This window comes from Algoriphagus locisalis, assembly GCF_900116615.1.
In the GTDB taxonomy this organism is placed as follows: Bacteria; Bacteroidota; Bacteroidia; order Cytophagales; family Cyclobacteriaceae; genus Algoriphagus; species Algoriphagus locisalis.
Genome location: NZ_FPBF01000001.1, coordinates 353625 through 374956 on the forward strand (window position 1 = coordinate 353625; position 21332 = coordinate 374956).

General features: G+C 41.8%; 18 protein-coding genes. 15 read left to right on the forward strand and 3 right to left on the reverse strand.

What is annotated here, in order from left to right; all coding sequences use genetic code 11:
• Window positions 1-163 precede the first annotated feature (163 nt).
• Window positions 164-403, reverse strand: a complete 240-nt coding sequence (locus tag BM386_RS01510; protein WP_091691298.1) for a hypothetical protein — start codon at window positions 401-403, stop codon at window positions 164-166.
• Window positions 404-428: 25 nt separating this feature from the next.
• On the opposite strand from BM386_RS01510, the gene BM386_RS01515 reads away from it, so the two are divergent.
• The 4 genes from BM386_RS01515 (at window position 429) to BM386_RS01530 (ending at window position 2335) form a co-directional block, all read left to right on the forward strand.
• Window positions 429-1175: a hypothetical protein gene (locus BM386_RS01515; protein ID WP_091691299.1), complete on the forward strand. Its 747-nt coding sequence runs from the start codon at window positions 429-431 to the stop codon at window positions 1173-1175.
• 3 nt (window positions 1176-1178) lie between these two features.
• Window positions 1179-1625 carry a DUF5675 family protein gene (locus tag BM386_RS01520; RefSeq protein WP_091691300.1) on the forward strand — a complete coding sequence of 149 codons (447 nt, stop codon included), beginning with the start codon at window positions 1179-1181 and terminating at the stop codon, window positions 1623-1625.
• Window positions 1625-1849 (forward strand): hypothetical protein, encoded by a 225-nt coding sequence (locus tag BM386_RS01525; protein ID WP_244545433.1) that lies wholly within the window; start codon window positions 1625-1627, stop codon window positions 1847-1849. Before BM386_RS01520 ends, BM386_RS01525 begins: the two co-directional genes overlap by 1 nt.
• Window positions 1850-2092: 243 nt before the next feature.
• Window positions 2093-2335 (forward strand): hypothetical protein, encoded by a 243-nt coding sequence (locus BM386_RS01530; RefSeq protein WP_091691302.1) that lies wholly within the window; start codon window positions 2093-2095, stop codon window positions 2333-2335.
• 1182 nt (window positions 2336-3517) lie between these two features.
• Here BM386_RS01530 and BM386_RS01535 read toward each other — a convergent pair.
• Together BM386_RS01535 and BM386_RS01545 are read right to left on the reverse strand one after the other, a co-directional pair.
• Complete coding sequence (locus BM386_RS01535) at window positions 3518-3823, reverse strand: hypothetical protein (protein ID WP_091691303.1); 306 nt, start codon at window positions 3821-3823, stop codon at window positions 3518-3520.
• 258 nt (window positions 3824-4081) lie between these two features.
• On the reverse strand, window positions 4082-4390 hold the full coding sequence (locus BM386_RS01545) for a hypothetical protein (protein ID WP_139235824.1): 309 nt from the start codon (window positions 4388-4390) through the stop codon (window positions 4082-4084).
• A 693-nt stretch (window positions 4391-5083) separates the two neighbouring features.
• On the opposite strand from BM386_RS01545, the gene BM386_RS01550 reads away from it, so the two are divergent.
• From BM386_RS01550 to BM386_RS01600, 11 genes are all read left to right on the forward strand, one after another.
• Complete coding sequence (locus tag BM386_RS01550; protein ID WP_091691306.1) at window positions 5084-6154, forward strand: glycosyltransferase family 4 protein; 1071 nt, start codon at window positions 5084-5086, stop codon at window positions 6152-6154.
• 60 nt (window positions 6155-6214) lie between these two features.
• Window positions 6215-7903, forward strand: a complete 1689-nt coding sequence (locus BM386_RS01555; RefSeq protein ID WP_280140985.1) for a DUF6044 family protein — start codon at window positions 6215-6217, stop codon at window positions 7901-7903.
• A 181-nt stretch (window positions 7904-8084) separates the two neighbouring features.
• Complete coding sequence (locus tag BM386_RS01560) at window positions 8085-9275, forward strand: glycosyltransferase (RefSeq protein WP_091691308.1); 1191 nt, start codon at window positions 8085-8087, stop codon at window positions 9273-9275.
• Entirely contained in the window at window positions 9272-10459 is a 1188-nt protein-coding gene (locus tag BM386_RS01565; RefSeq protein WP_091691309.1) for a hypothetical protein, read from the forward strand. The genes BM386_RS01560 and BM386_RS01565 overlap by 4 nt, the downstream gene beginning before the upstream one ends.
• A 1-nt stretch (window position 10460) precedes the next feature.
• Window positions 10461-11480, forward strand: a complete 1020-nt coding sequence (locus BM386_RS01570) for a polysaccharide deacetylase family protein (RefSeq protein WP_211482871.1) — start codon at window positions 10461-10463, stop codon at window positions 11478-11480.
• Window positions 11477-12289, forward strand: coding sequence for a polysaccharide biosynthesis/export family protein (locus BM386_RS01575; protein WP_091691310.1), 813 nt, complete (start codon window positions 11477-11479; stop codon window positions 12287-12289). The genes BM386_RS01570 and BM386_RS01575 overlap by 4 nt, the downstream gene beginning before the upstream one ends.
• On the forward strand, window positions 12286-14739 hold the full coding sequence (locus BM386_RS01580) for a GumC family protein (protein WP_091691311.1): 2454 nt from the start codon (window positions 12286-12288) through the stop codon (window positions 14737-14739). Before BM386_RS01575 ends, BM386_RS01580 begins: the two co-directional genes overlap by 4 nt.
• Window positions 14740-14757: 18 nt before the next feature.
• Complete coding sequence (gene kdsB, locus BM386_RS01585; RefSeq protein ID WP_091691312.1) at window positions 14758-15483, forward strand: 3-deoxy-manno-octulosonate cytidylyltransferase; 726 nt, start codon at window positions 14758-14760, stop codon at window positions 15481-15483.
• Between the two features lie 409 nt (window positions 15484-15892).
• Window positions 15893-16510: an RNA polymerase sigma factor gene (locus tag BM386_RS01590; protein ID WP_091691313.1), complete on the forward strand. Its 618-nt coding sequence runs from the start codon at window positions 15893-15895 to the stop codon at window positions 16508-16510.
• Window positions 16511-16617: 107 nt separating this feature from the next.
• Window positions 16618-17631 carry a FecR family protein gene (locus BM386_RS01595; RefSeq protein WP_091691314.1) on the forward strand — a complete coding sequence of 338 codons (1014 nt, stop codon included), beginning with the start codon at window positions 16618-16620 and terminating at the stop codon, window positions 17629-17631.
• A gap of 147 nt (window positions 17632-17778) precedes the next feature.
• Window positions 17779-21321, forward strand: coding sequence for a SusC/RagA family TonB-linked outer membrane protein (locus BM386_RS01600; protein WP_244545434.1), 3543 nt, complete (start codon window positions 17779-17781; stop codon window positions 21319-21321).
• Window positions 21322-21332 lie beyond the last annotated feature (11 nt).

Genomic DNA, 21332 nt, shown 5'->3' on the forward strand with positions numbered 1-21332 from the left:
CTACAATAATTCCGCGCCTACAGCGCTTTGGCTAATGTTATGGACATCTACCAACTTCTAACCGCTCCAGAGCTTTCCAGACTTGGACCAAACCTAATGCAGTCTTCAGACTGCCTTCAAACTCCATCAGGGCAGAGTCTAAAGAGTTCCTACTACTTACTCCTTACAAACAACAGTCATGTCCAGAACTTCCATCCTCCAACTTCCAACCTCCAGATATCCCCATACTGAAGTATAGCTCCTTTGGGGTTCCGTTATAGTTCCGCTGGGGTTCCGTTATACATACGTCACCTATACGTTGGGTTTCGTCCTTATTTTCCTCATAGTGCTTTAGTTTTCCTTTGTTTCCACAGATTCCACTTTTGTTTTGATTTCCAGATAGATACCTCCAGATTTCCCCCATGTTTCACACATGAACAAATCAAAAAATGGCAAAACAAGCTGGATATATCAAACTGGAAGGCACCATGGGTGACCTTTCCTTTTACAAAAACCGCGATGGCAAATTCATCGCCAGGCGTAAAGGAGGAGTAAGCAAAAAAAGGATTCTCACAGATCCCAAATACCAGAGGACGCGGGAAAATCTTGCTGAATTTGCAGCTGCTGCCTCTTCGGCTAAGTTCCTCAAAAATGCCTTCCGGGAAATCGAAATCAAGTCCAACGGAGGCAAACTCCATAACCGACTTTATTCCTTAGCGATGAAAGTGGTCAAGTCTGATCCCGTTTCGGTAAGAGGAGAGCGGAAGTTCGAACTGGGGGATATGACCATGCTGAGAGGCTTTGAGTTCTCAGAAAAAGCCACCCTGGAAAATGTACTGAAAATCCAGCCTGAGAAGGCTGAGGATGAAGGTTCTTTCACGGTGACCATTCCCCAAATCGTCCCTACTACCAACCTGGTCTATTCGGATGGGACCGAGTTCTACCGCTTCTCCCTGATCCGGGCAGCAGTGGACTTTGCGCAGAAGACCTACAAAAGCGAAACCATAGGGATCGAGCCACTGCCGATCAATAGCCTGCCTACCCCGGCGGTTAGCCTGACCCTCCCCAAACCGGGTATAGCGGGAGAGACGTACTTCTTCGCGCTGGCACTTGAGTTCTTTCTGGATGTGAACGAGACCAGGTACGACTCTCGCGATGTATCCCAGAATCCTGCGGTCATCCTTGCCGTCAGCTAGGCCATGGATCTGGTACTAGACCGGGAATACTGGCCCGGAGGAACAAACGCTGCACTGCTGCTGGATGGCAAAACCCTATGCCAATGCATAGAACCTCCTGCAGCACACTTCAGAGCTGATGTAGCCTGTATTCCAGAGGGTAATTATGAACTGGATCTGATCCCCGACACTCATATGCAGCGGATCAGCCTGTTCGGATGCCCCAACGGAATCAGGTCAGACAAGCCCACCGAAGTGGAAATCTGCACCAGGCAACTGCAACGCAACATAGTCCTCGTGTCTGAAATTACAGGAGAAGGTAGGGGAGTACCATGCCAAAAAGCATGGACAAACCTCCTTCACCTGATAGGTCAGGCACTGCAAAGAGGTGAAAAGGCTACACTGGAGATAAGGAGCTATCCAGAACATGCCTTAAATCTTACCTGCCATCAATTAGAATGGATGGACTAATGTTTCAGGCAGTAACAGGAGGAGTCATCGCACTCCTCCTCTCTGTCATCGCGTACTTCCTGAACCTCCTTATTCAGGATTTCAGACAGCTGAACAAAGAGCTTTCCAAACTGAAAGAACTCTTTATCCGGCTGGAAGCCGAGCAGGCATTGCTAAAGACCGTGATGCAGCAAACAAGAAGTCCGCCCAGGAGGTCTGCTTCCCGAAAGGATGAAAGCGTTTGAAGGTAAGTCATTGCGAACAGGGCAAAGCCCGATGAAGCAATCTCAAAAAGCTTGCACTTCTCACACTGAGACTGATGACTGCGACTGCTTCGCCGTACCACGACGGTGCACACTTCCGTCTTCGGTCTCCTGTCTTCACATCCACATCCGGCACTTGTACTGAGCGAAGTCGAAGTATCGGTCATCCGACACCGGTCTCCATAACACTTAACATTTTAACATTTAACACTTAACGTTCCAACAATGAACATACTCACAGAAGTAAAACAACGCGCCACCGCGCCCACACCGCTCTTTTTCCAAAAGGTAAAAAAGGCAGGATTGATCATCGCCGCCATCGGTACGGCCGTTTTGACGGCACCGGGAATGGTCCCGGCTGTATTGCTGGCCTATGCAGGTTATGCAGTAACGGCAGGCACCGTCCTGGTCACCATTTCCCAATTGACCGTCGATGACGGATCCTTTGAGCAGGTGTTGATGAATTGAATTTGATCTTACAATTAATTAAGCCGGAGGGAATTTCTCTCCGGTTTTTTTAACCTTTGGGGTTTTCAAAACCCCGAAGGTTTTATTCCTCGTGCTGATTTGTGCTGAGCGGGATTTGTAATCCCGATTTGTCATGCCCCAGCTGGTCTAAGTCTCACGACCTGTCCGACGACAGGCGGGCTTAGACCTAGGATAATGCAGTCTTCAGACTGCTCATTTACAACTCCGAAATTTTTCAATTTTACACCCAACACCCGCTAACTGCCAACCCATATTCTCCACTCCACAACAGACTTTAAATTGACCTCAGTCAAAAAGCATCCACTTCACAAACTCCCCCTTTACCTTTACATTTCTTTTGAAAAACATGCTATGATCAAAGGGGGCTAGGGGGATTTGTCATTCTGCCAACCCTTATTTCAGCTGTGCGACATTTGCAATGTCGAGTAACAAACCGTAGGATTTTTAATCCGTGTTACCCTAACTGACAACAGATAACTGACAACAGATAACTGACAACAGATAACTGACAACTGACAACCGCCAACCGTCAACCGTCAACTGCCATTTCCATCTTGCTGGCACCACGCCTCCGTCTCCGATTGATGATTCTGAGCCAGCGCTGGTGAACATATTAATTCTTCTACCCAGGGTTGCGTCGTACCTCCTTACCCTGGGCTACCCATAGGTCGTCCCTATGGGGCTTTTAGTGCTTGTATCTAGATCAAAGAGCAATTTTCAACTAGCACATAGCCTAGTTTTTAGGGCGGGGAGGAGGTCAAAATAGCGGGCCAGCGTTAGGCCAGTGCGGCTGAAGCATTATTTTGACAAAGGTTTTTGTTTCTTTTTGCCTTCAAAAAGAAAGGGGAAAATGCTGACCCACCTCAATGCAGTCTTCTGACTGCCTCAAACTTCATCATTCATCGTTCGATATTCATCATTCGGACTTCTCGACATCCGATTCGCCATGGTCTGTGTCTTCACAGACCATTTATCAGAATCGATTCGGTTTCCATCTTTTGCCAGCCCGCCGTGGCGGGGCTACCCATAGGTCGTCCCTATTGGACTTTTAGTGCTTGTATCTAGATCAAAGAGCAATACTCAACTAGCACATTAGCTAGTTTTTAGGGCGGGGAGGAGGTCAAAATAGCGGGCCAGCGTTATGCCAGTGCGGCTGAAGCATTATTTTGACAAAGGTTTTTGTTTCTTTTTGCCTTCAAAAAGAAAGGGGAAAAATGCCGTACAATCCGGTTCAATTCTCCCGACTTGTATCAAGTGGATATTCCGGTCATATTGCCCCTCTAAAAATGGTTTTGGAAGCCCGCTATACGACATTTGCAATGTCGAGTAACAAACCGTAGGATTTTTAATCCGTGTTACCCTAACCACCAACCACCAACCGCCAACGGCAAACTCACTATTAAAAATTTCCCGTTTCCATCCTCCTGCACTGTCTATCGTTTCCAGACGATACTCCAGGTCAGGCATGTCCCGGTGAGATTAGCGATATCGGGAAGGCAATGGCCTTTTGTCTTTTTTGACCTAGGGCTGCGACCTTCGTTCCTCAGGTCTCCACCCTAGGCTACAATAATTCCGCGCCTACATCGCTTTGGTTCATATCGGCAATTGATAGCAAGTTTTGGAGTCTCATGACTTGTGCTTATCATAATGCAGTCTTCAGACTGCCAACCTACCTCCAACAGCCAACCGATAACCTCCAACAGCCAACCGATAACTATTACATAATCAATTCCCATCAGGTTTCGTCTCGGGATGATTTTCCCAATACTGAACAATAGACGGCATGTATTCAGCACTTTCTAGGGTGCCCTGTAGATCTACTTTTTGTCCCTCATAGAGATAGATTTTTCCATCTTCCACTCGCTCTACAGTCAATCCCTCTCCATCCAATAGTTCCTTTACTTTTTTCCAATCCTCTGGATCAGTCACAAAAGTTTCAAAGCGTATGTAAAATTCTTCTCCAATTGGAGGGATGGGATAATCGCTGGGAATATCTGCACTGATCAGTGGGTCGGTGGGAAAAATAAGTTTCATCATTAGGTTGATTTTGGTTTCCTAATCTAACGGAAGATTACCTGTAAAGTTAAGCCCACTTCTGGTCTGAGTCTTCAGACCCGTCCGACGACAGGCGGGCTTAGACCTAGGATAATGCAGTCTTCAGACTGCCAACCTACCGCCAACCGCCATCCCGCTACTCCCGCTACGCGACATTTGCAATGTCGAGTAACAAACCGTAGGATTTTTAATCCGTGTTACCCTAACTGACAACTGACAACTGACAACTGACAACTGACAACTGACAACCGCCAACCGATAACCGCCATTTCCATCTTGCTGGCACCACGCCTCCGTCTCCGAATGATGCTCGTGGGCCAGCGCTGATGAACATATTAATTCTTCTACCCAGGGTTGCGTCGTGCCTCCTTACCCTGGGCTATTGAAAGGTTAGACCACTTCGTGGTCATAAGTGTACGTCATATCCCCGCTATACGACATTTGCAATGTCGAGTAACAAACCGTAGGATTTTTAATCCGTGTTCCCCAACTGCCAACCTCCAACCTCCAACCGCCAACCACTAACTTCACCAAATCCCCACATTTCATTCTAAATTTGTCCATACTTTTCACCTGACCACTAAAAAGTGTACATTCAAATTTGCCTATTGAAAATGATCATTAACCATTGATCATTGACCATTGAAAATTGATCATTGACCATTAGCACTAGTGCCCAAGACTAAAATTCTTTTTTTTCCAAAATACCCTAAGCTCGGTGCTTCTAGCAGACTGAGGACTTATCAATTTTTACCACTTTGGGAAAAGGAAGGCTATCAGGTGCGTGTTTCTTCTTTTTTTAATGAGAAATACCTAACCGGGTTTTATTCGAAGGGTAAGCAAAACCCCATGATTGTGCTGGGTTGCTATTTCCGGAGGTTATGGGGGCTGCTGGGGGCTTGGAGATATGATATAATTTGGATAGAAAAGGAGTTGTTTCCATTTCTCCCTTCTTACGGGGAGTGGATTTTAGAGAAATCAGGTAAAGGGTATGTGGTTGACTATGATGATGCAGTCTTTCACAATTATGATTCTCACCCCAATGTTCTTGTCAGAAAATGGATGGGGGATAAAATCGCCTGGGTAATGCGTCATAGTAAGCTCGTATGTGCAGGAAACACTTATTTGAAAGAGTATGCGCTACTCGCAGAAGCTAAGCAGGTAGAAATATTACCCACAGTAGTGGATATCAATAAGTACCCTCAAAAAGTAAAGTCGGATAATTCAAGCGTAAAAATAGGTTGGGTGGGTTCGCCCACTACGATGAAATATCTTCTTACACTTGAAGAAGTTTTCCGAAACTTAGGGAAGCGACATAGCATTGAGCTAGTGGTGATTAATGCGGTAGGAACAAAGATACCCGATGTAGGTATCCCGGCTCGTTTGATTCCTTGGTCAGAAGAGTCAGAAGGGGATTTGATCTCTGATTTTGATATAGGGATAATGCCTCTTCCGGATGATGCCTGGGAACGGGGGAAGTGTGCCTATAAACTGATACAGTATATGGCCTGTGCACTGCCTGTGGTTGCCTCTGCTGTTGGGATGAATAAAGATGTGGTAAGGGAAGGCTGGAATGGCTTTTTGGCCAAAGATCCTCAGGAATGGGAAGTTGCTCTTGAGAAACTGATTCAGGATTTGGATTTAAGGGTAAAGCTGGGTCAGAATGGACGAAAGCTGGTAGAGGAGAAATACACTTTGGATGGCAATTTTATGGTGTTGCAAAGACTGTTAAGAAAAAAGTGAACTGGGTAGTTTATGTCTTTTCGCATCAATTGGAGTCCTATAAACAATAAGATCTAGACCGTGACCGTAGTTGCAAATCTCAAATCATCCAGACCAAAACTTATACCTTACCTTTTTGCAGCTATAATTTTCATAGCAATGCTTCTACCTTACCTGATATTCGGTGAGGATGTATATCTGCCAGTTACTGACAATATGGATTCGAACTTGGCATGGTATAAAATGCTTAAGGATCAGGGAAAGGTCTTTTCTTCTTGGAATACGCCTGTTCAGGGGATGCTGTTGGAATTACCCCGATTTTCTTATCCTTCTGGTTTTAATATTGAACTGCTTCTTTTTGCGCTCTTTCCATTTTTCAAGGCTTATATAATAAACAAGGCACTCATCTGTATAATTGCTTTTTTTTCCTTTCGCTTTTGGCTGAGGGGACAAAAACTAATTTTTGGAGACAATACACTGGAAGTTCTTATTTGCCTGCTTTGGGCGAGCCTGGCTTTCTACCCTCATAGAGGGATTTCTATTGCCGCTCTTCCTGCAGTAGTGCAAGTGTTTGTGCTGCTTTTGCGAAAAAAAGAAACTACCGCCTCTTTAATGATTCTAATAGGGTATGCCATTTACTCTATGCTTTCTTTGGCAGCATTGTATTTACTTCTTGGCATCTTATTTTGGCTGCTTGTGGTATGTTTCCTGGAGAGAAAATTCCATTTAAAAGCCATTTTGTTTTGGTGCTTTTTGTTGATCTTCTTCCTAGTTCAGGAAATTCACTTGATCAAAGGCTATTTCTTTAACCCTAGTTTTATTAGTCACAGAACTGAATTTACCTATGATTTTGGCATATGGACCCAGCAATATCCTTGGGTTTTTTTTGGTTCTGGGGATCAAAATGGTGTTCATTACAGCCCCATTTATATCATTTTTATGCTTTGCCTGGGGATTTACGCATGGTATAAAAAGTCAGCTTCCCGCAAAGGTTTCCTGTTTTTGGCCCTACTACTGTTGATTAGTTGCCTTCTTTCTCTGGTAAGCCTAACTGGTAGTATAACTATCATGGGAAAGCTGATTCCAGAGTTGGGTTCCCTCAATGTGTTAAGATTTGAATACTGGATACCCTTTCTCATGATGGCATCTATAGTTTATTTTTGGGCAAAATTACATTTCCTAGGATATAGGGTTTTGATACCTCTGTTTTTGTGTGTCAATATTTTCCTCTATCAGTACGAGTGGCGATATACGATCAATTCTTATATCCATGTTTTAGATCAAAAGGTGCCCACCTATAGCTCTTATTTTGCAGAAACTCAGTTTGAAGAATTAAAGGTGTTCTTAGCTGATGAACAAGGGCAAGAAAGATTTATAAATTTCAATATTCCGCCCGCAGTAGCTACATTCAATGGGTTGCAGACTTACGATGGTTACCTGCAGGTCTATGCCAAATCTCATAAAGAGAAAGTCTATCAAGTGATTCAGCATGAATTGGAAAAAGACCAATCTCTAAAAGCTCATTTTCTGGATTGGGGAAATAAGTGTTACTTTCAAAATGCCCAATATCCGGATGATTACTTTATGTACAAGTGGAGAAATGAATCACCTTTGATGGAGCCTGATTACGATTATGACTATCTGAAAGAGGAACTTGAGGTGGATTATATTCTCTCTGCATTGCCTGTGGAAAGTGATAAAATGTCTTTAGTAAAAGTGTTTGAAAATGAAAGTTCTGCATGGCGCATCCATCTATACGAGTTGAAATAATGGGTTAATTCATAATACAATCCCAAATCCGAAATCCCAAATCCGACATCCGAAATCCTACATGTGCATCTAGAATTAGATTTCTCAGTCGTTCCTCCTTCGAAATGACACAAAACCCGAAATCCCAAACCCGAAATCCCAAATCCGAAATCAGCAATCCGACATCCGAAATCAAAAATCCTTGAAAAACATTCTATTCATCACCTGGGACTCTGACAAGACTAATTACCTGGAAAATTTATTTTTCCCGATTTTTTCTGGATTACAGGAAAGAGGAGTAGCCAAAGTATCAGTGCTTCAATTCTCCTGGGCAGACCCCAAAGAAGTACGCAGAATAAATGAATTGGCTGAGGCGGTAAATATTCGTTATTCTCATATACCTATCTCTACCCATATTCCAACCAGTGTAGCCAGCCTTTATGCGATCATTGGTAACAGAAAGAAGGTTTTGAATAGCATAAAATCCGATCAAATCAACACAGTGATCCCTAGGAGCACCATGCCAGCTTTTTTACTGTTAAGTATCTATAAGCAAGTGAGGGAATTGGGTTGCGAGCTTATCTTTGATGCGGATGGATTGCCTATTCAGGAGCGTTTGGATCAGGGGGGGCTGAAAGAGGGTTCTATTATGCATAGGATTTTGTCAGGTGTAGAGCGTAAAATGCTGATAAATGCTGATAAAGTTATTACCAGAACTCAGCGATCAATCGACTGGCATCTAAACAACCTACCCCATCTCAATGGAGGTAAATTTTTCCTGGTAGGGAATGGGAGGGATTCAAAAACTTTCTACTTTGACAAAGCTGCCAGGGAGGAGGTCAGAAAGAAATTAACCCTAACAGATGATGAACTGCTTATTGTGCATTCTGGAAGTTTGGGACCTGCATATTCTATTGAGCTCTTGTTTAATATTTTGAAAGGATTTCAGTCAGCAGGACTTTCCTTTAGAATGATCTTCCTGTGTAGAGACTCGGTATATTTGAATGGAAAGGTTCCTGAAGAATTATCCCATCTGGTTCAATTATGTAAGGTTCCATTCTTAGAAATTCCATCCTATCTCTCCGCAGCTGATCTGGGGATAAGTTTAAGAACTACCGTTCCAAGCGTAAGAGGAATTTTGCCGATCAAGGTGGGAGAATACCTAATGTGTGGTCTGCCAACTTTAATTTCCTCCGGAATTGGAGATTTGGATTCTATTCTAGGCCAAAGTGATGCTTGTTTTTTTCTTAAGCATAGCAACTTTTCCATAGAGGCAATACTCAATTGGAGTCTTGGAGTGAAATACAAGGATAGAATTGGTATTCAGAACTTGGGGCAGGAGTTATTTTCTTTAGAAACAACACTTGATTCCTATGAGGAGGCCGTAAAATGAACTTGGTAATCTTAGACTATTTTATTTTTGGATGTAGCAATTTGCTGGTTCTGAGTTTTTTGATTTTTAGGTATAAGCAAAAGATTTATAGTAAGTTAGAGGTGTTATTGGTAGTGCTGCTTTGGTTAGTTCATTTTACTTTTTCACTTGTCTTTGCCTTATATATCCTGAGAAATGGAGGAGACTCTTACCGATACTGGACTGTCACTGCTGACTCTTCCCAATATGCCAGCACCTGGATGGAGCATTTCGGTGTAAACACCTTTTTTATACAATGGTTGAATTACCTGCCTTATAAGGCCTTAGGCTTGAGTTATTTATCAGGATCTGTACTATATGCTATGATTTCCTATGCGGGGCTACTTCTACTATTTGAGGGAATCAGATATTTGATCAGTTTATACAAGGATTCCCTCGCTTATTCCCAACTGCTTTATTTGCCCCTCTTTTTGCCGGGTTTACATTTTTGGACCGCAGGAGTTTCCAAGGAGTCCTTGCTTTTTTTTGGGCTCGGGTTGATGTTCTACGCTTTTTCAGTCAAAAAGAACCAGCCTTTTTTGGTCCTAACCGGATGGATGACCTGCTTATTGGTTCGCCCCTTTATTGGGTTCATGTTTTTACCAATTTTAGCCTATTACCTTTTTCTCTTCCTAAAAAAACGATCGTTTGTTATAAGGTTTAGAGTGATAGTGATCATGGCTTTAGTTCTTTTCAAAGCTGTTCAGCATTTTGTTTCCTACTTACATCTGGAGGATTTTACCTGGCAGAAGCTAAGAAATCTTAGTGATTCCCAGCTTCGCTTTTTGACTGAATACAATGCCAATACAGAACTTCCGATGGGAGGTATGAATACAATGGAAAGGTGGTTTGCAGTTACTTTTAGACCATTAATTTGGGAAAGCTGGGATTTCCTGTCTTTAGTCTTTGCCATGGAAAACAGTTTCCTACTTTTGATTTTAATTCTTGGGATAGGATTTAGCTGGAAAAAAGCAGTTCAAATGCCTTTTTCAATTAAATACTACACAATAATTGCATTTGCTATGTTTTTGATTTTTACCTTTACTCTGAATAACATGGGGTTGTTTTACAGGATGAAGTCAATTTGGCTTCCATTTGTGCATCTCACATTCCTATGGTTAATTTGTAGCTCATCACTCCGGTCGGAAAACACATCAATACAGTAATTTGTCTAAAGCTTCCATAGTAATTTCCTTAGATTTTGAACTACACTGGGGTAGGTTTGATAAATACCGACTTGAAGATTACCAAGGCTATTACAAGACAACTTTAGCGGTTATTCCAAAGATTCTGGATCTTTTTGAAAGGTATCAGATAAGAGCTACCTGGGCTACAGTAGGCATGCTAATGGCTGAAAATTGGGAGGAATGGAATCATTTTGCACCAAGCAGAAAACCTGATTTTCATAAGGAAAAGTACTCCGCTTATACCTGGGGGCAGCAATCTAATTCAGCTTCTCTACCTGGTTTATTTGCCCCTGATCAGGTCAAAATGATCGCTTCCCTTGCAGGTCAGGAATTGGCTTCGCATACATTTTCACACTTTTATACAGGGGAGAAAGGAAGTTCCCTGGAAGCCTTTGAATCAGATCTATTAGCAGCAAAAGCAATAGCAAAATCCAAGTTTGGATTAGATGTCCAAAGTTTGGTATTCCCTAGAAATCAATACCATTCACAGGTATTGGAGATTGCTGCTAAAAGTGGTTTTAAAGCTGCTAGAACCAACCCTTCTGATTGGTTTTGGCAAGAAACTTCCAAAGAGAACCTGCTCAAGAAAGTGTTTAGAACTGGTGATACCCTGTTTCCAATGGGGAGTCCGGTGACATTTGACTTAGAAAAATGCACTATAGAGCCTTTAGTTCAAATACCTTCCAGTAGGCTCCTTCGTCCATACCGGGAAAATTCTATTTTTAATAAATTGAGAATTGAGCGAATAATATCCGAAATTGATTCTGCTTGTAAACTTAAGAAAGCCTATCATTTGTGGTGGCACCCTCATAATTTTGGTCATTGCCCAAACGAAAATTTAAATATCTTAGAGGAACTTCTTATTCACATCCATAATGCTGTGGAGGGAGGGGAGTTAGAAAGCCTTTCTATGAGAGATGTGAGTCAAAGAATGCTGGAAGGATCCCCAGATAGAAAAAAAGAGAAGCAGAAGACAGAAATAATTAAAATTGTTAAATGAAAAAGCTAATTGGCTTTATTTTGATCTGCTTGTTGTTTACTGCATGCATTAGCAATAAGCGCATCACTTACCTTCAAAACCTGCCAGGGAATCCGGAAATTGGTTTGGATGAATTTATTCCTTATGCCACTGTAGAATATAAATATGTGCTACAGCCATTTGATGTAGTGGATATAGATTTTGCTTCTTCTGATGAAGAATTGACCAAAGCTTTCGAGTTTCAGGGGTCTAGATCTATGCGTGGAGGTGGTGGCGGCGGCGGAGTCAGCGATATATTTTACTTCACTGGATACAGCCTGGATCAAGAAGGCTATGTGGAGCTACCTCAATTGGGTAAAATAAAAATATCCAGCCTTACAGAGGAAGAGGCACAGCAGTTGGTACAGGAAAAGATCAATGCTTTTTTTAAGGAAGAAGTCTATGTAAAACTAAGAATCGGTGGTATTCGTTTTACAGCCTTGGGCGAATTTAGCAGTTCTGGAGCACAGGTGATTTTGAAAAATAGAGCTACTATATTCGATGCCTTGGCAGTAGCCGGAGAGTCCAATATTTTGGCAAAAAAGAATAAGCTTTTTATTATCCGGCAATACGATGGAGGTACTAAAATACACCAGATCAATTTGAATGACCGTCAGTTACTAGCTTCTCCTTTTTATTTTATTCAACCCAATGATATTCTGTATTTGGAACCTATGAATATCCGTCAATTTGGGAATGCAGATAACTTGACATCTTCGCTGGGCTTGATAATTTCTGTGACTTCTTCTATCATATTAATCGTTGCATTACTGACTGGAGATAGATTATGATAGATGGAAAAGTCGATATAACTAAGTTTCAGGATGAGGTCAAGCCTATCGATATCAAGTATTACCTGATCAAATATTCCAGGTACTGGCCGCTCTACGTTACCAGTATATTTTTAGGCCTTATCGTCACCTTTCTCTTTCACAGATACTCTGTGGAAGAATACGATGTACAGGGTAGCATTTTGATCAAACAGAATTCCAGTCCTGAAATGCGGATTTTGGATAGGTCAAATATATTCTCGGGAGCATATAATCTGGAGAATGATATTTTGATGCTTACCTCCAAAAACCTCGCAGCAGATGCTCTGAGTAAGCTTCATTTTAATGTGAGCTACTTTGCCTCTACCAATATCAAAGAGGTGGAGCTCTATGACCAATCACCTATCTATGTGGAGGTGGACCCTGCTTTCCCTCAGATGGAGATGGGAGAGATTACCTTTACCATGCTTTCGGATGAGGAGTTTATTTTGACTCAAGAAGAATCGGGTTTCTTTGACTTTTTGAACGCCAAAGCAGCTGGTCCCATGGACGAGGCCATCTTAAATAAGCCTTTTAAGTTTGAAGAAGAGATTGTTTCGGATAAAAGTAGTTTCCGGATCCACAAAAAGAAGAATCTCTCGCCTGGAGATAAGTTATCGTTCATCGTTCATAACCAGATGAATGTAATCGACGACTACTCCAGAGCAATTTCTGTAAAGCCTATTAATTCTTATGGGACTGTTCTCCAAGTATCCATGATGACCAAGGTGGTGGAGAAAGGTAGGGATTACGTAAACGCCCTGATGGATTCTTATATAATCTATAATCTCAAAGAAAAGAATCAGATCACAGAAAACACCCTCAACTTCTTAGATGAGCAGTTGCATATAGTAGAGGATTCACTGAAATCTGCTGAAAGGAAGATCTTAAACTTTAAAGTAGAAAATAAATTGCTTGACATCAACTCTGAGTTTGGTGGGGTGTTGAGTAATATGAATAGTCTGGAAGAGCAGGTTCAAAATATAGATTTTCAGCTGCAATACTATAGATCTCTTCAGACCTACTTAATAGAAAAAGGCAAAGACTATTCGGATATCTTGGCACCTTCCCTTGTAGGAATTGATGATGGTTTATTGAATGGTTTGGTAGGTTCTTTAATCGATATCTCTCTGCAGCGACGAAAACTTCTGGCCGTAGTAAATGAAATACACCCGGATGTGATTGAGCTTGACGAGCAGATTACCAAGCTGCGGGAGAATATTTTTGAAAACATCAATAATCTCGTTTCAAATACAGAAAACAGAAAAAAGCAAGCCCTTGCAAAGTTAGAATTGGAGGATCAGGAGTTTTCAAAATTGCCTAAGGCAGAATCTGATTTTGTATCCCTGAATCGGGAGTTTAAGCTTAGAGAAAATTTATATAACTATTTATTGGAGAAAAGAGCTGAAGCAGGAATAGCCAGAGCTTCTAATATTTCGGATAATTCAGTCTTGGATTACGCGAGAAGAGGTAGCCTCATTTTTCCTAAAAAAGCACAAAATTATGGGCTTGCTTTTGGTTTGGGCTTATTCATCCCTTTGGCACTTTTACTCGCATACCATTATTTGAATAATAAAGTAGTAGATCAGGTTCAGTTGAAAAATGTGCTTAGAATCCCGCTGTTGGGTACTATAGGGTACAGTACAAAAGACACTAATTTGCTGGTACAGGAGCACCCAAAGTCAATGGTCACTGAATCATTTAGATCTTTGCGCTCAGCCTTGTTTTATATTTCCAGTGAAAAGAAATGCAAGAGAATACTGGTAACCTCATCAGTATCAGGAGAAGGGAAAACCTTTGTAAGTATCAATTTGGCTTCTGCCATTGCGCTTAGCGGCAAAAAAACCATATTACTTGGTCTGGACCTTCGTAGGCCAAAAATCTCCGAATATCTTGGAGTGGAAAATCAAACTGGTTTGTCTAATTACCTTGTGGGTAAAGCAACGAGGGAAGAGATTGTGGTCCCTACCGTATTTGACAATTTATTTGTTGTTCCATCCGGGCCTGTGCCTCCCAATCCTGCCGAACTTCTTTTAAAGGATAAAATGAATCAGTTGTTGGAGTCTTTTGAGGAAGAGTTTGATGTGGTAGTGATGGATACGCCACCAATCGGATTAGTCTCTGAAACTATGGATTTAATGAGGTTCTCGGATGTGAATTTATATATCGTCCGTCAGGATTACACGCATAAAAGATACCTCTTGATGATCAATGATTTGTATGCCAACGACCAGGTAGATAATATTTATGCTGTTTTCAATGGCATGAAGGCAGGGCTGGATGTATATGATTTTGGTGGATACAATTACGGCTATGGTTACAATTACTCTTACATGAGAAAAGATGCTTATACTGGTAGTTATTATGATAAAGAAGATGAGAGGAAATCTCCTGACTGGTTGAGTAAGCTACTTGCGAAATTTAGAGTATAACTTTAATTCAAGATTGTTTTGAAAACCGCCGCCCTTATTCCAGCCAGATACGCTTCCACCCGTTTGCCAGCCAAACTTGTCCAGGATCTCGGTGGGAAATCAGTAATCCAACGAACTTATCTGAGCACTTTGGCTACGAATGTGTTTGATGAGGTTTGGGTGGTGACAGATCATGCGGAAATCCGAAAGCAGATAGAGGAAGTTGGAGGGAACGTTTTCTACAGCGAGACAGCTCATGAAAGTGGCTCAGACCGGATCGCAGAGGCACTGGGAAAAGTGGATGCTGAAATCATTGTGAATGTGCAGGGGGATGAACCCTTTCAGGATGAAAAGTCACTGAGAGATTTGGTGGAAGTGTTTGAGGATAAGTCGGTTGAGATAGCATCCTTAAAAACCCTGATTTCTGAGGACGAGGCCCAAAACCCGAATTTTGTAAAGGTCATTACAGACCTGAAAAGCGATGCGCTGTATTTTTCCAGATCACCCATTCCCTACAATAGAGACAAAATCCGAGACCTCCAGTATTGGAAGCATGTTGGGATTTATGCGTACAGAAGGGAAGCATTAACTGCTTATACGGCTCTGGGAAAAAGCGTCTTGGAAAAAGTGGAAATGCTTGAGCAGCTAAGACTATTGGAAAATGGATTTAAAATCAGAATGGTTTCCACCGTCCACCATGCCGTCGCTATTGATACCCTTGAAGACTTGGAAAGAGCCAGAAGTATCTTGGGATTGAGGAATTAGGATTAAAAGCCATCTGTTTCCCATCTCATCGCCGCCCTGAATGTTTCCACTGTGCCAGCGTTCGTGTCATCACGAATGGTTTATACCAATGCCGCCCTGAGTGTCTCCACTCAGGTCAAAATGTCTTTAGACTAACTCCTCCATCAGAACAAGTCATAATGACTACTCCAAAAAAAGGTTTGAGTTAGAGTTTAAATCCAAGTACAGATTGACCGTTCTCTTTGTCCTTTTATAAGTGGTAAAAGTTTCTTTTTTACTCAAAATTTCATACGAATAGTTCAAATTTATCCAAGTTTTATCCAGAGAAGTTTACTTTAAATTCATATTATCATTTCATTACAGTTCACTTTGCAGCTTTGAAGCGGGTATCCAAAAGGTTTACTTTGATTCGCTTTAATATGCTGCAACCTTGGAAAAATCAAATCCTATTTCTTTACAACATACCGTAAGAAAAATTTCTCAAGGGGATGAGACTTCCTTTGAGGAACTATTCAGACTTTTTTCCAAAAAGATTTACAATGTCTCAAGGAAAATGCGCCTGAGCCATGAAGAGGCAGAGGAAGTTGTGCAGGATGTGTTTTTAAGTATCTGGAAAAACAGGGCTAGTCTCGATCCTGAACTTTCCATCAACGCCTACATGATAGCCATTATTAGGTCGCTTGTGATCAAGAAAAAAAGGAAAGACGCGCGTTTTATTGCCTTTCAGCAATACCAGATTACATTGGTCAACCAGAACTCTACTGATAGCCCTCAGGATGATTTGATTTATTCTGAATTCCACGTCCTGTCCATGGAAATCATAGAAAAATTGCCTCCAGCCCAGAAACAGGTTTTTAAAATGAAGCATTTGGAGGATAATTCCTTTGAAGAGATAGCGGAGAAATTAAATGTTTCCCAGCGAACTGTGGAAAACCAGGCTTACCGGGCCACAAAATGGGTTAAGGAAAGACTTTCCATACTGGAAATAGTGTCTGTAAGTAGTTGGTTTTTACAGGTTAAAATTCTTTTTGATTCTATTATTAAATGATTGTTAAGAATTATCTATCTCCTTAACAATTATTTTCCAAATTTTTTATTGGTTCAGATGAGTAGTTTTTTCGCTTCGTGGCTATTTATCACTGTAACTAGCCAAGAATGGATTTTAAAAATAAGTACAGGGAATTTAGTGAAGGAAAACTCTCCCAATCAGAAGCAAAGGAATTTTTGGAATTTCTGGAAGGCAAAGAAGCTGAAGACCTCCTTTCCAAAGAGATTTTCCAGCTGTGGTCTGAAACGATCAAATCGGGAGATTTGCCCATAGATACCAATGAACTCTGGAAAAAGATCAATCATAAAAGAAATAGCTACTCCCTACCTTCTCAGCAGAGTGAGCCAAAAATCGAAAAGACTTACAATCTCAACTGGCTAAGGGCGGCAGTGGTTTTTCTCGTACTTGGCTTGGCTTCGCTCTTTTATATCCAAAACAGGCAAGAAAAAACCTCCAGCCTTGAGCTTGCAAATGAGGAAACGATGATAACCAATTCCAATAATCAAGGCGAGAAAACCAAAGCAACCCTGGAAGACGGGTCGGTGGTTTACCTCAATTCCCAAAGCAGCATTACCTATGCTAAAAACTTTAAGAATAACCGGGCTATTCAATTAGAGGGAGAGGCATTTTTTGAGGTAGTTAAAGATCCTGATCATCCTTTCGTAGTAGATGCCAAAGGAATAGTAACCACAGCCTTAGGGACTTCCTTTAATATTTCAACTTTTAATAAAGATCAAAAAGTGGCAGTAACCTTACTCACAGGGAAGGTAAAGCTAAACCAGTCAGGAAAGGATGCCTATATAGAGCTCAACCCAGGCGAAGAGTCCCTACTTTCTCCTGACCTGCCTGAGATGGAAAAATATAAGGTAAAGGCAGCAGACAAAATACTGTGGACTAAAGGAATCCTTCGCTTTGACGAAGCTGATCTTGATGAAATGGTGGAGATACTGCAGCGCTGGTACGGAGTCACTATTAAGATAAATGGACAGCCACAGGCATTACATGCCTCCGGGGTTTTTGATAATCAGGAGTCTCTCAGAAATGTGTTGAACGTGATGAGCAAAACACTGGAATTTGAATTTGTAATCGATGATCAGGAGATAACCCTAAACTTTAACTAATGCCTATGTAATAGCAAAAAGCAAAAAAAACAGGAACGTACTACCAATACGTTCCTGCGAAATCAAAACAAATTATTACCCCTGAGTCAATCAGTTTCGCATGCTGAAATCAGGGGAGACTATGTTTCAATCTTTCAATTCAAAATTATGCAAAAAATATTACCGTTTATAGCAATGTCTATCAAACTATTGGCCAGGGGAATTGCAATGCTATGCATTACCTTAAGCCCAATATTAGCAAAAACTACCACAGCCCAGATTAAGGGAATAGATGAGGTGTCTGTAGTATTGGAATCTCAGCCAAAAACCTTGCTCCAGTTTTTTAAAGCAATTGAGAAAAATTCTGATTTTAAATTTTTCTATACTGAGGAGGCTTTAAAAAATGCTGGAACTATAAAATATCTCCAGTCTGGAAGTACCGTAGAGCAACATTTATACAAGGTTGCCAAGCAGACCAATTTAAGGTTTAAGCAGGTGAATAACACAATTAGTGTTATTATTAATAAAGATCTATCGGATCAACTGATAACTAAAGAGCTTGCCTTTGAAAAGATATCAGGGGTAGTTAAGGACCAGTCGGGTGAACCCATGCCGGGAGTTTCCATTTTGGTGAAGGGAACCACCTCAGGCACAGTCACTGACATCGATGGATCTTATACAATTGATGTAACTCCAGGACAGACATTACTATTTTCCTTTATAGGGTATGAGCAGCAAGAACTGCCTGTAGGGTCAGCTTCAGTGCTGAATGTAGTCATGTCCCAATCAGAAAATAGCCTGGAGGAATTTGTAGTAGTGGGCTATGGTCAGCAGCGTAGAGCCAATTTGACAGGAGCAGTGGACCAAGTGGAATCTGAAGTATTTGAAAATAGACCTATTTCTAATATTGCTCAGGGATTGGTAGGAGCGGTTCCTAATTTAAATATCAGAATGCTGGATGGTAAACCTACCCAATCTCCCTCGTTCAACGTTCGTGGTACGACTTCCATTGGTCAGCAGGGTAGTGCTTTGATTTTGATTGATGGGGTAGAAGGTGATCCCAAAATGCTTAACCCCAACGATATAGCCAGTGTCACAGTGCTGAAAGACGCTGCTTCTGCTTCTATCTATGGTGCAAGAGCGGCATTTGGGGTGGTTTTGATTACTACCAAAGCTGCTACAGAGGGGAAAATTTCCGTCACTTACTCGGGGAATTTTTCCACTAAATCCCCAACTGCAGTCCCGGACAATTTCACCGAATCTTATCCTTGGGCAAAAGGCTTCAGCGACGCCTGGTCTAAATGGAATGACAACGGAAATACACCTACTGCAGTAAATAAGACCTTACCATTCTCTCCTGCATACTTGGCGGAAATAAAGAGAAGATGGGAAGATCCCTCTTTGCCAAGAATCGAAGTGGATCCTGCTACAGGAGAGTACCAATACTATTATAGCACGGACTGGTACAGGGAATTGTACAAAGAAAGATTCTTTGCCCAAGATCATAACATAGCAGTGACAGGTGGTGATACTAAAACTTCTTATTACGTGAGTGGAAGGTACAATGGACAAGACGGATTATTCCGTTACAATACTGATACCTATGCGATGTATAATTTCCGCGCCAAAGGAACCATTCAGGTAACTCCTTGGCTGCAGGTAGAAAATAATACTGATTATTCCCGAATGACTTACCATCAGCCATTGAACGTGGGTGAAGGAAGTGGAATATGGAGAAATATGGCAGATGAAGGGCATCCACTTGCACCTTTGACCAATCCTGACGGTTCCTTGTCCTTTCCTGCAGCCTATACCGTTGGGGATTATTACATAGGAAGAAATGCAGTGGACCAGGTACAGCGCTTCCTGAAAAACCGATTTGCAGCTAAGGCGGAGTTATTTGATAAGAAGTTGACCCTGAACGGAAACTTTACCTTTCAGTCCAATGACAATAGTTACTTTCAGAAGCGGGTTCAGGTGCCATACAGTAGATATGAAGGCGTGACTGGATATACCGGTACCAATACTAATGATCTTCAGGACCGTAGAAATACCACCCAATATTATGCTACGAACCTTTATGCCAATTACCAGAACACCTTTAATGAGGCGCATAACCTAGGTTTGTTGCTTGGTTTTAATTACGAGACATCTATCTACGAAAATCTTACTGCCAGACGGAACGGTATAGTATTCCCAGACGCTGAGGACATCAACTTAGCCCTTGGGCAAAGTATTGTGACCAATGGAGGTTACCAAAAATGGGCTATCGCAGGTTCATTCTTCCGGGTGAATTACGATTACATGGGTAGGTATCTGCTAGAGATAAATGGGCGTTACGATGGCTCTTCCAAATTCCCAACTGATCAACAATGGGCATTCTTTCCTTCCGCATCTGCAGGTTGGGCGGTATCCGAGGAGAAGTTTTGGAATGTGAAACCAAGTATTTTGACTAGTCTAAAAGTTCGTGCTTCCTATGGCTCCTTGGGCAACGGTAATATCAGTCCTTATTCCTTCACAGAGAATTTCTCTATTTCCCAATTGGGTAGAATTATAAACGGGCAACGACCTCAAGCTACCAGTATGCCAGGGGTTGTGCCTGAGGGACTTACCTGGGAAACGTCCACCACAGCAGACATAGGGCTGGATTTTGCAAGCGTCAACAATAAGCTTCAATTTACAGCAGACTGGTATCGTCGTTGGACCACGGATATGTTTACCGTTGGGCCGACTTTGCCTGCTATCTATGGCACTACCGTACCAAAAGGGAACTATGCGGATCTAGAGACCACGGGTTGGGAAGCAACAGTTACTTGGAATGATGACTTTATAGTGGCAGATAAGCCTTTCAACTATAGTGTAAGAGTTGCCCTTTCAGATTATAAAGCATACATCACGAAGTACAACAACCCGGATAAAAACCTGACTGACTACTATGAAGGTCAACGAATCGGTGAAATTTGGGGGTACCAAGTGGAAGGATTGTTCCGCTCTGATGAGGAAATCCTCAACTCCCCTTCCCAATCAAATATCCGAAATACCAATACCCGGAAAAACTATGTGGGAGATTTGAAATTCAGAAACGTGGATGGAGATGATGTTATTTATCATGGATCGAATCGGGTAGGGGATTCCGGTGACAAATCTGTTATAGGCAACTCAGAGCCTCGCTATTCTTATGGCGTTAACCTGAATGCCGAATGGAACGGATTCTTTATTGGTGCTTTCTTCCAGGGAGTTCTGAAGCAGGACTGGTATCCATCCGGTGAATCACGTTTCTGGGGACAGTATAATCGTCCATACAATCAATACCCAAGCTGGCATGAAGACAATATGTTCCGTGAAGAATTGGGGAACTTTGATGCATATCTGCCAAGGTTAGTAGGTTATGTAGCTCTAGGAAACGACAGAGCTCTAAGTACTCCAAATGATCGGTTTATACAGAATGTAGCTTATATCCGTCTTCGAAACATACAATTAGGCTACACCCTTCCGCAGCATTTGACTTCAAAAATCAAGGCAAATGATGTGAAGGTTTACCTATCAGCTGAAAATCTATGGACCTGGTCTTCACTTTACAAATGGACCAAGGATACAGATGTTACCAGTATCTATGGATCTGACCGTGACCTTAGCGGAGGGACAAGCGGAGACGGGTATAACTATCCCATGCTAAAGGCAATTTCAGCAGGTCTAACAGTTAACTTCTAATTAGAACAGTC

Coding starts and splice junctions, on each gene's coding strand:
- BM386_RS01510 (WP_091691298.1), bottom strand. CDS start 403: ATGGGGGAAATCTGGAGGTATCTATCTGGAAATCAAAACAAAAGTGGA.
- BM386_RS01515 (WP_091691299.1), top strand. CDS start 429: ATGGCAAAACAAGCTGGATATATCAAACTGGAAGGCACCATGGGTGAC.
- BM386_RS01520 (WP_091691300.1), top strand. CDS start 1,179: ATGGATCTGGTACTAGACCGGGAATACTGGCCCGGAGGAACAAACGCT.
- BM386_RS01525 (WP_244545433.1), top strand. CDS start 1,625: ATGTTTCAGGCAGTAACAGGAGGAGTCATCGCACTCCTCCTCTCTGTC.
- BM386_RS01530 (WP_091691302.1), top strand. CDS start 2,093: ATGAACATACTCACAGAAGTAAAACAACGCGCCACCGCGCCCACACCG.
- BM386_RS01535 (WP_091691303.1), bottom strand. CDS start 3,823: ATGCCTGACCTGGAGTATCGTCTGGAAACGATAGACAGTGCAGGAGGA.
- BM386_RS01545 (WP_139235824.1), bottom strand. CDS start 4,390: ATGAAACTTATTTTTCCCACCGACCCACTGATCAGTGCAGATATTCCC.
- BM386_RS01565 (WP_091691309.1), top strand. CDS start 9,272: ATGAACTTGGTAATCTTAGACTATTTTATTTTTGGATGTAGCAATTTG.
- BM386_RS01575 (WP_091691310.1), top strand. CDS start 11,477: ATGAAAAAGCTAATTGGCTTTATTTTGATCTGCTTGTTGTTTACTGCA.
- BM386_RS01580 (WP_091691311.1), top strand. CDS start 12,286: ATGATAGATGGAAAAGTCGATATAACTAAGTTTCAGGATGAGGTCAAG.
- BM386_RS01595 (WP_091691314.1), top strand. CDS start 16,618: ATGGATTTTAAAAATAAGTACAGGGAATTTAGTGAAGGAAAACTCTCC.
- BM386_RS01600 (WP_244545434.1), top strand. CDS start 17,779: ATGCAAAAAATATTACCGTTTATAGCAATGTCTATCAAACTATTGGCC.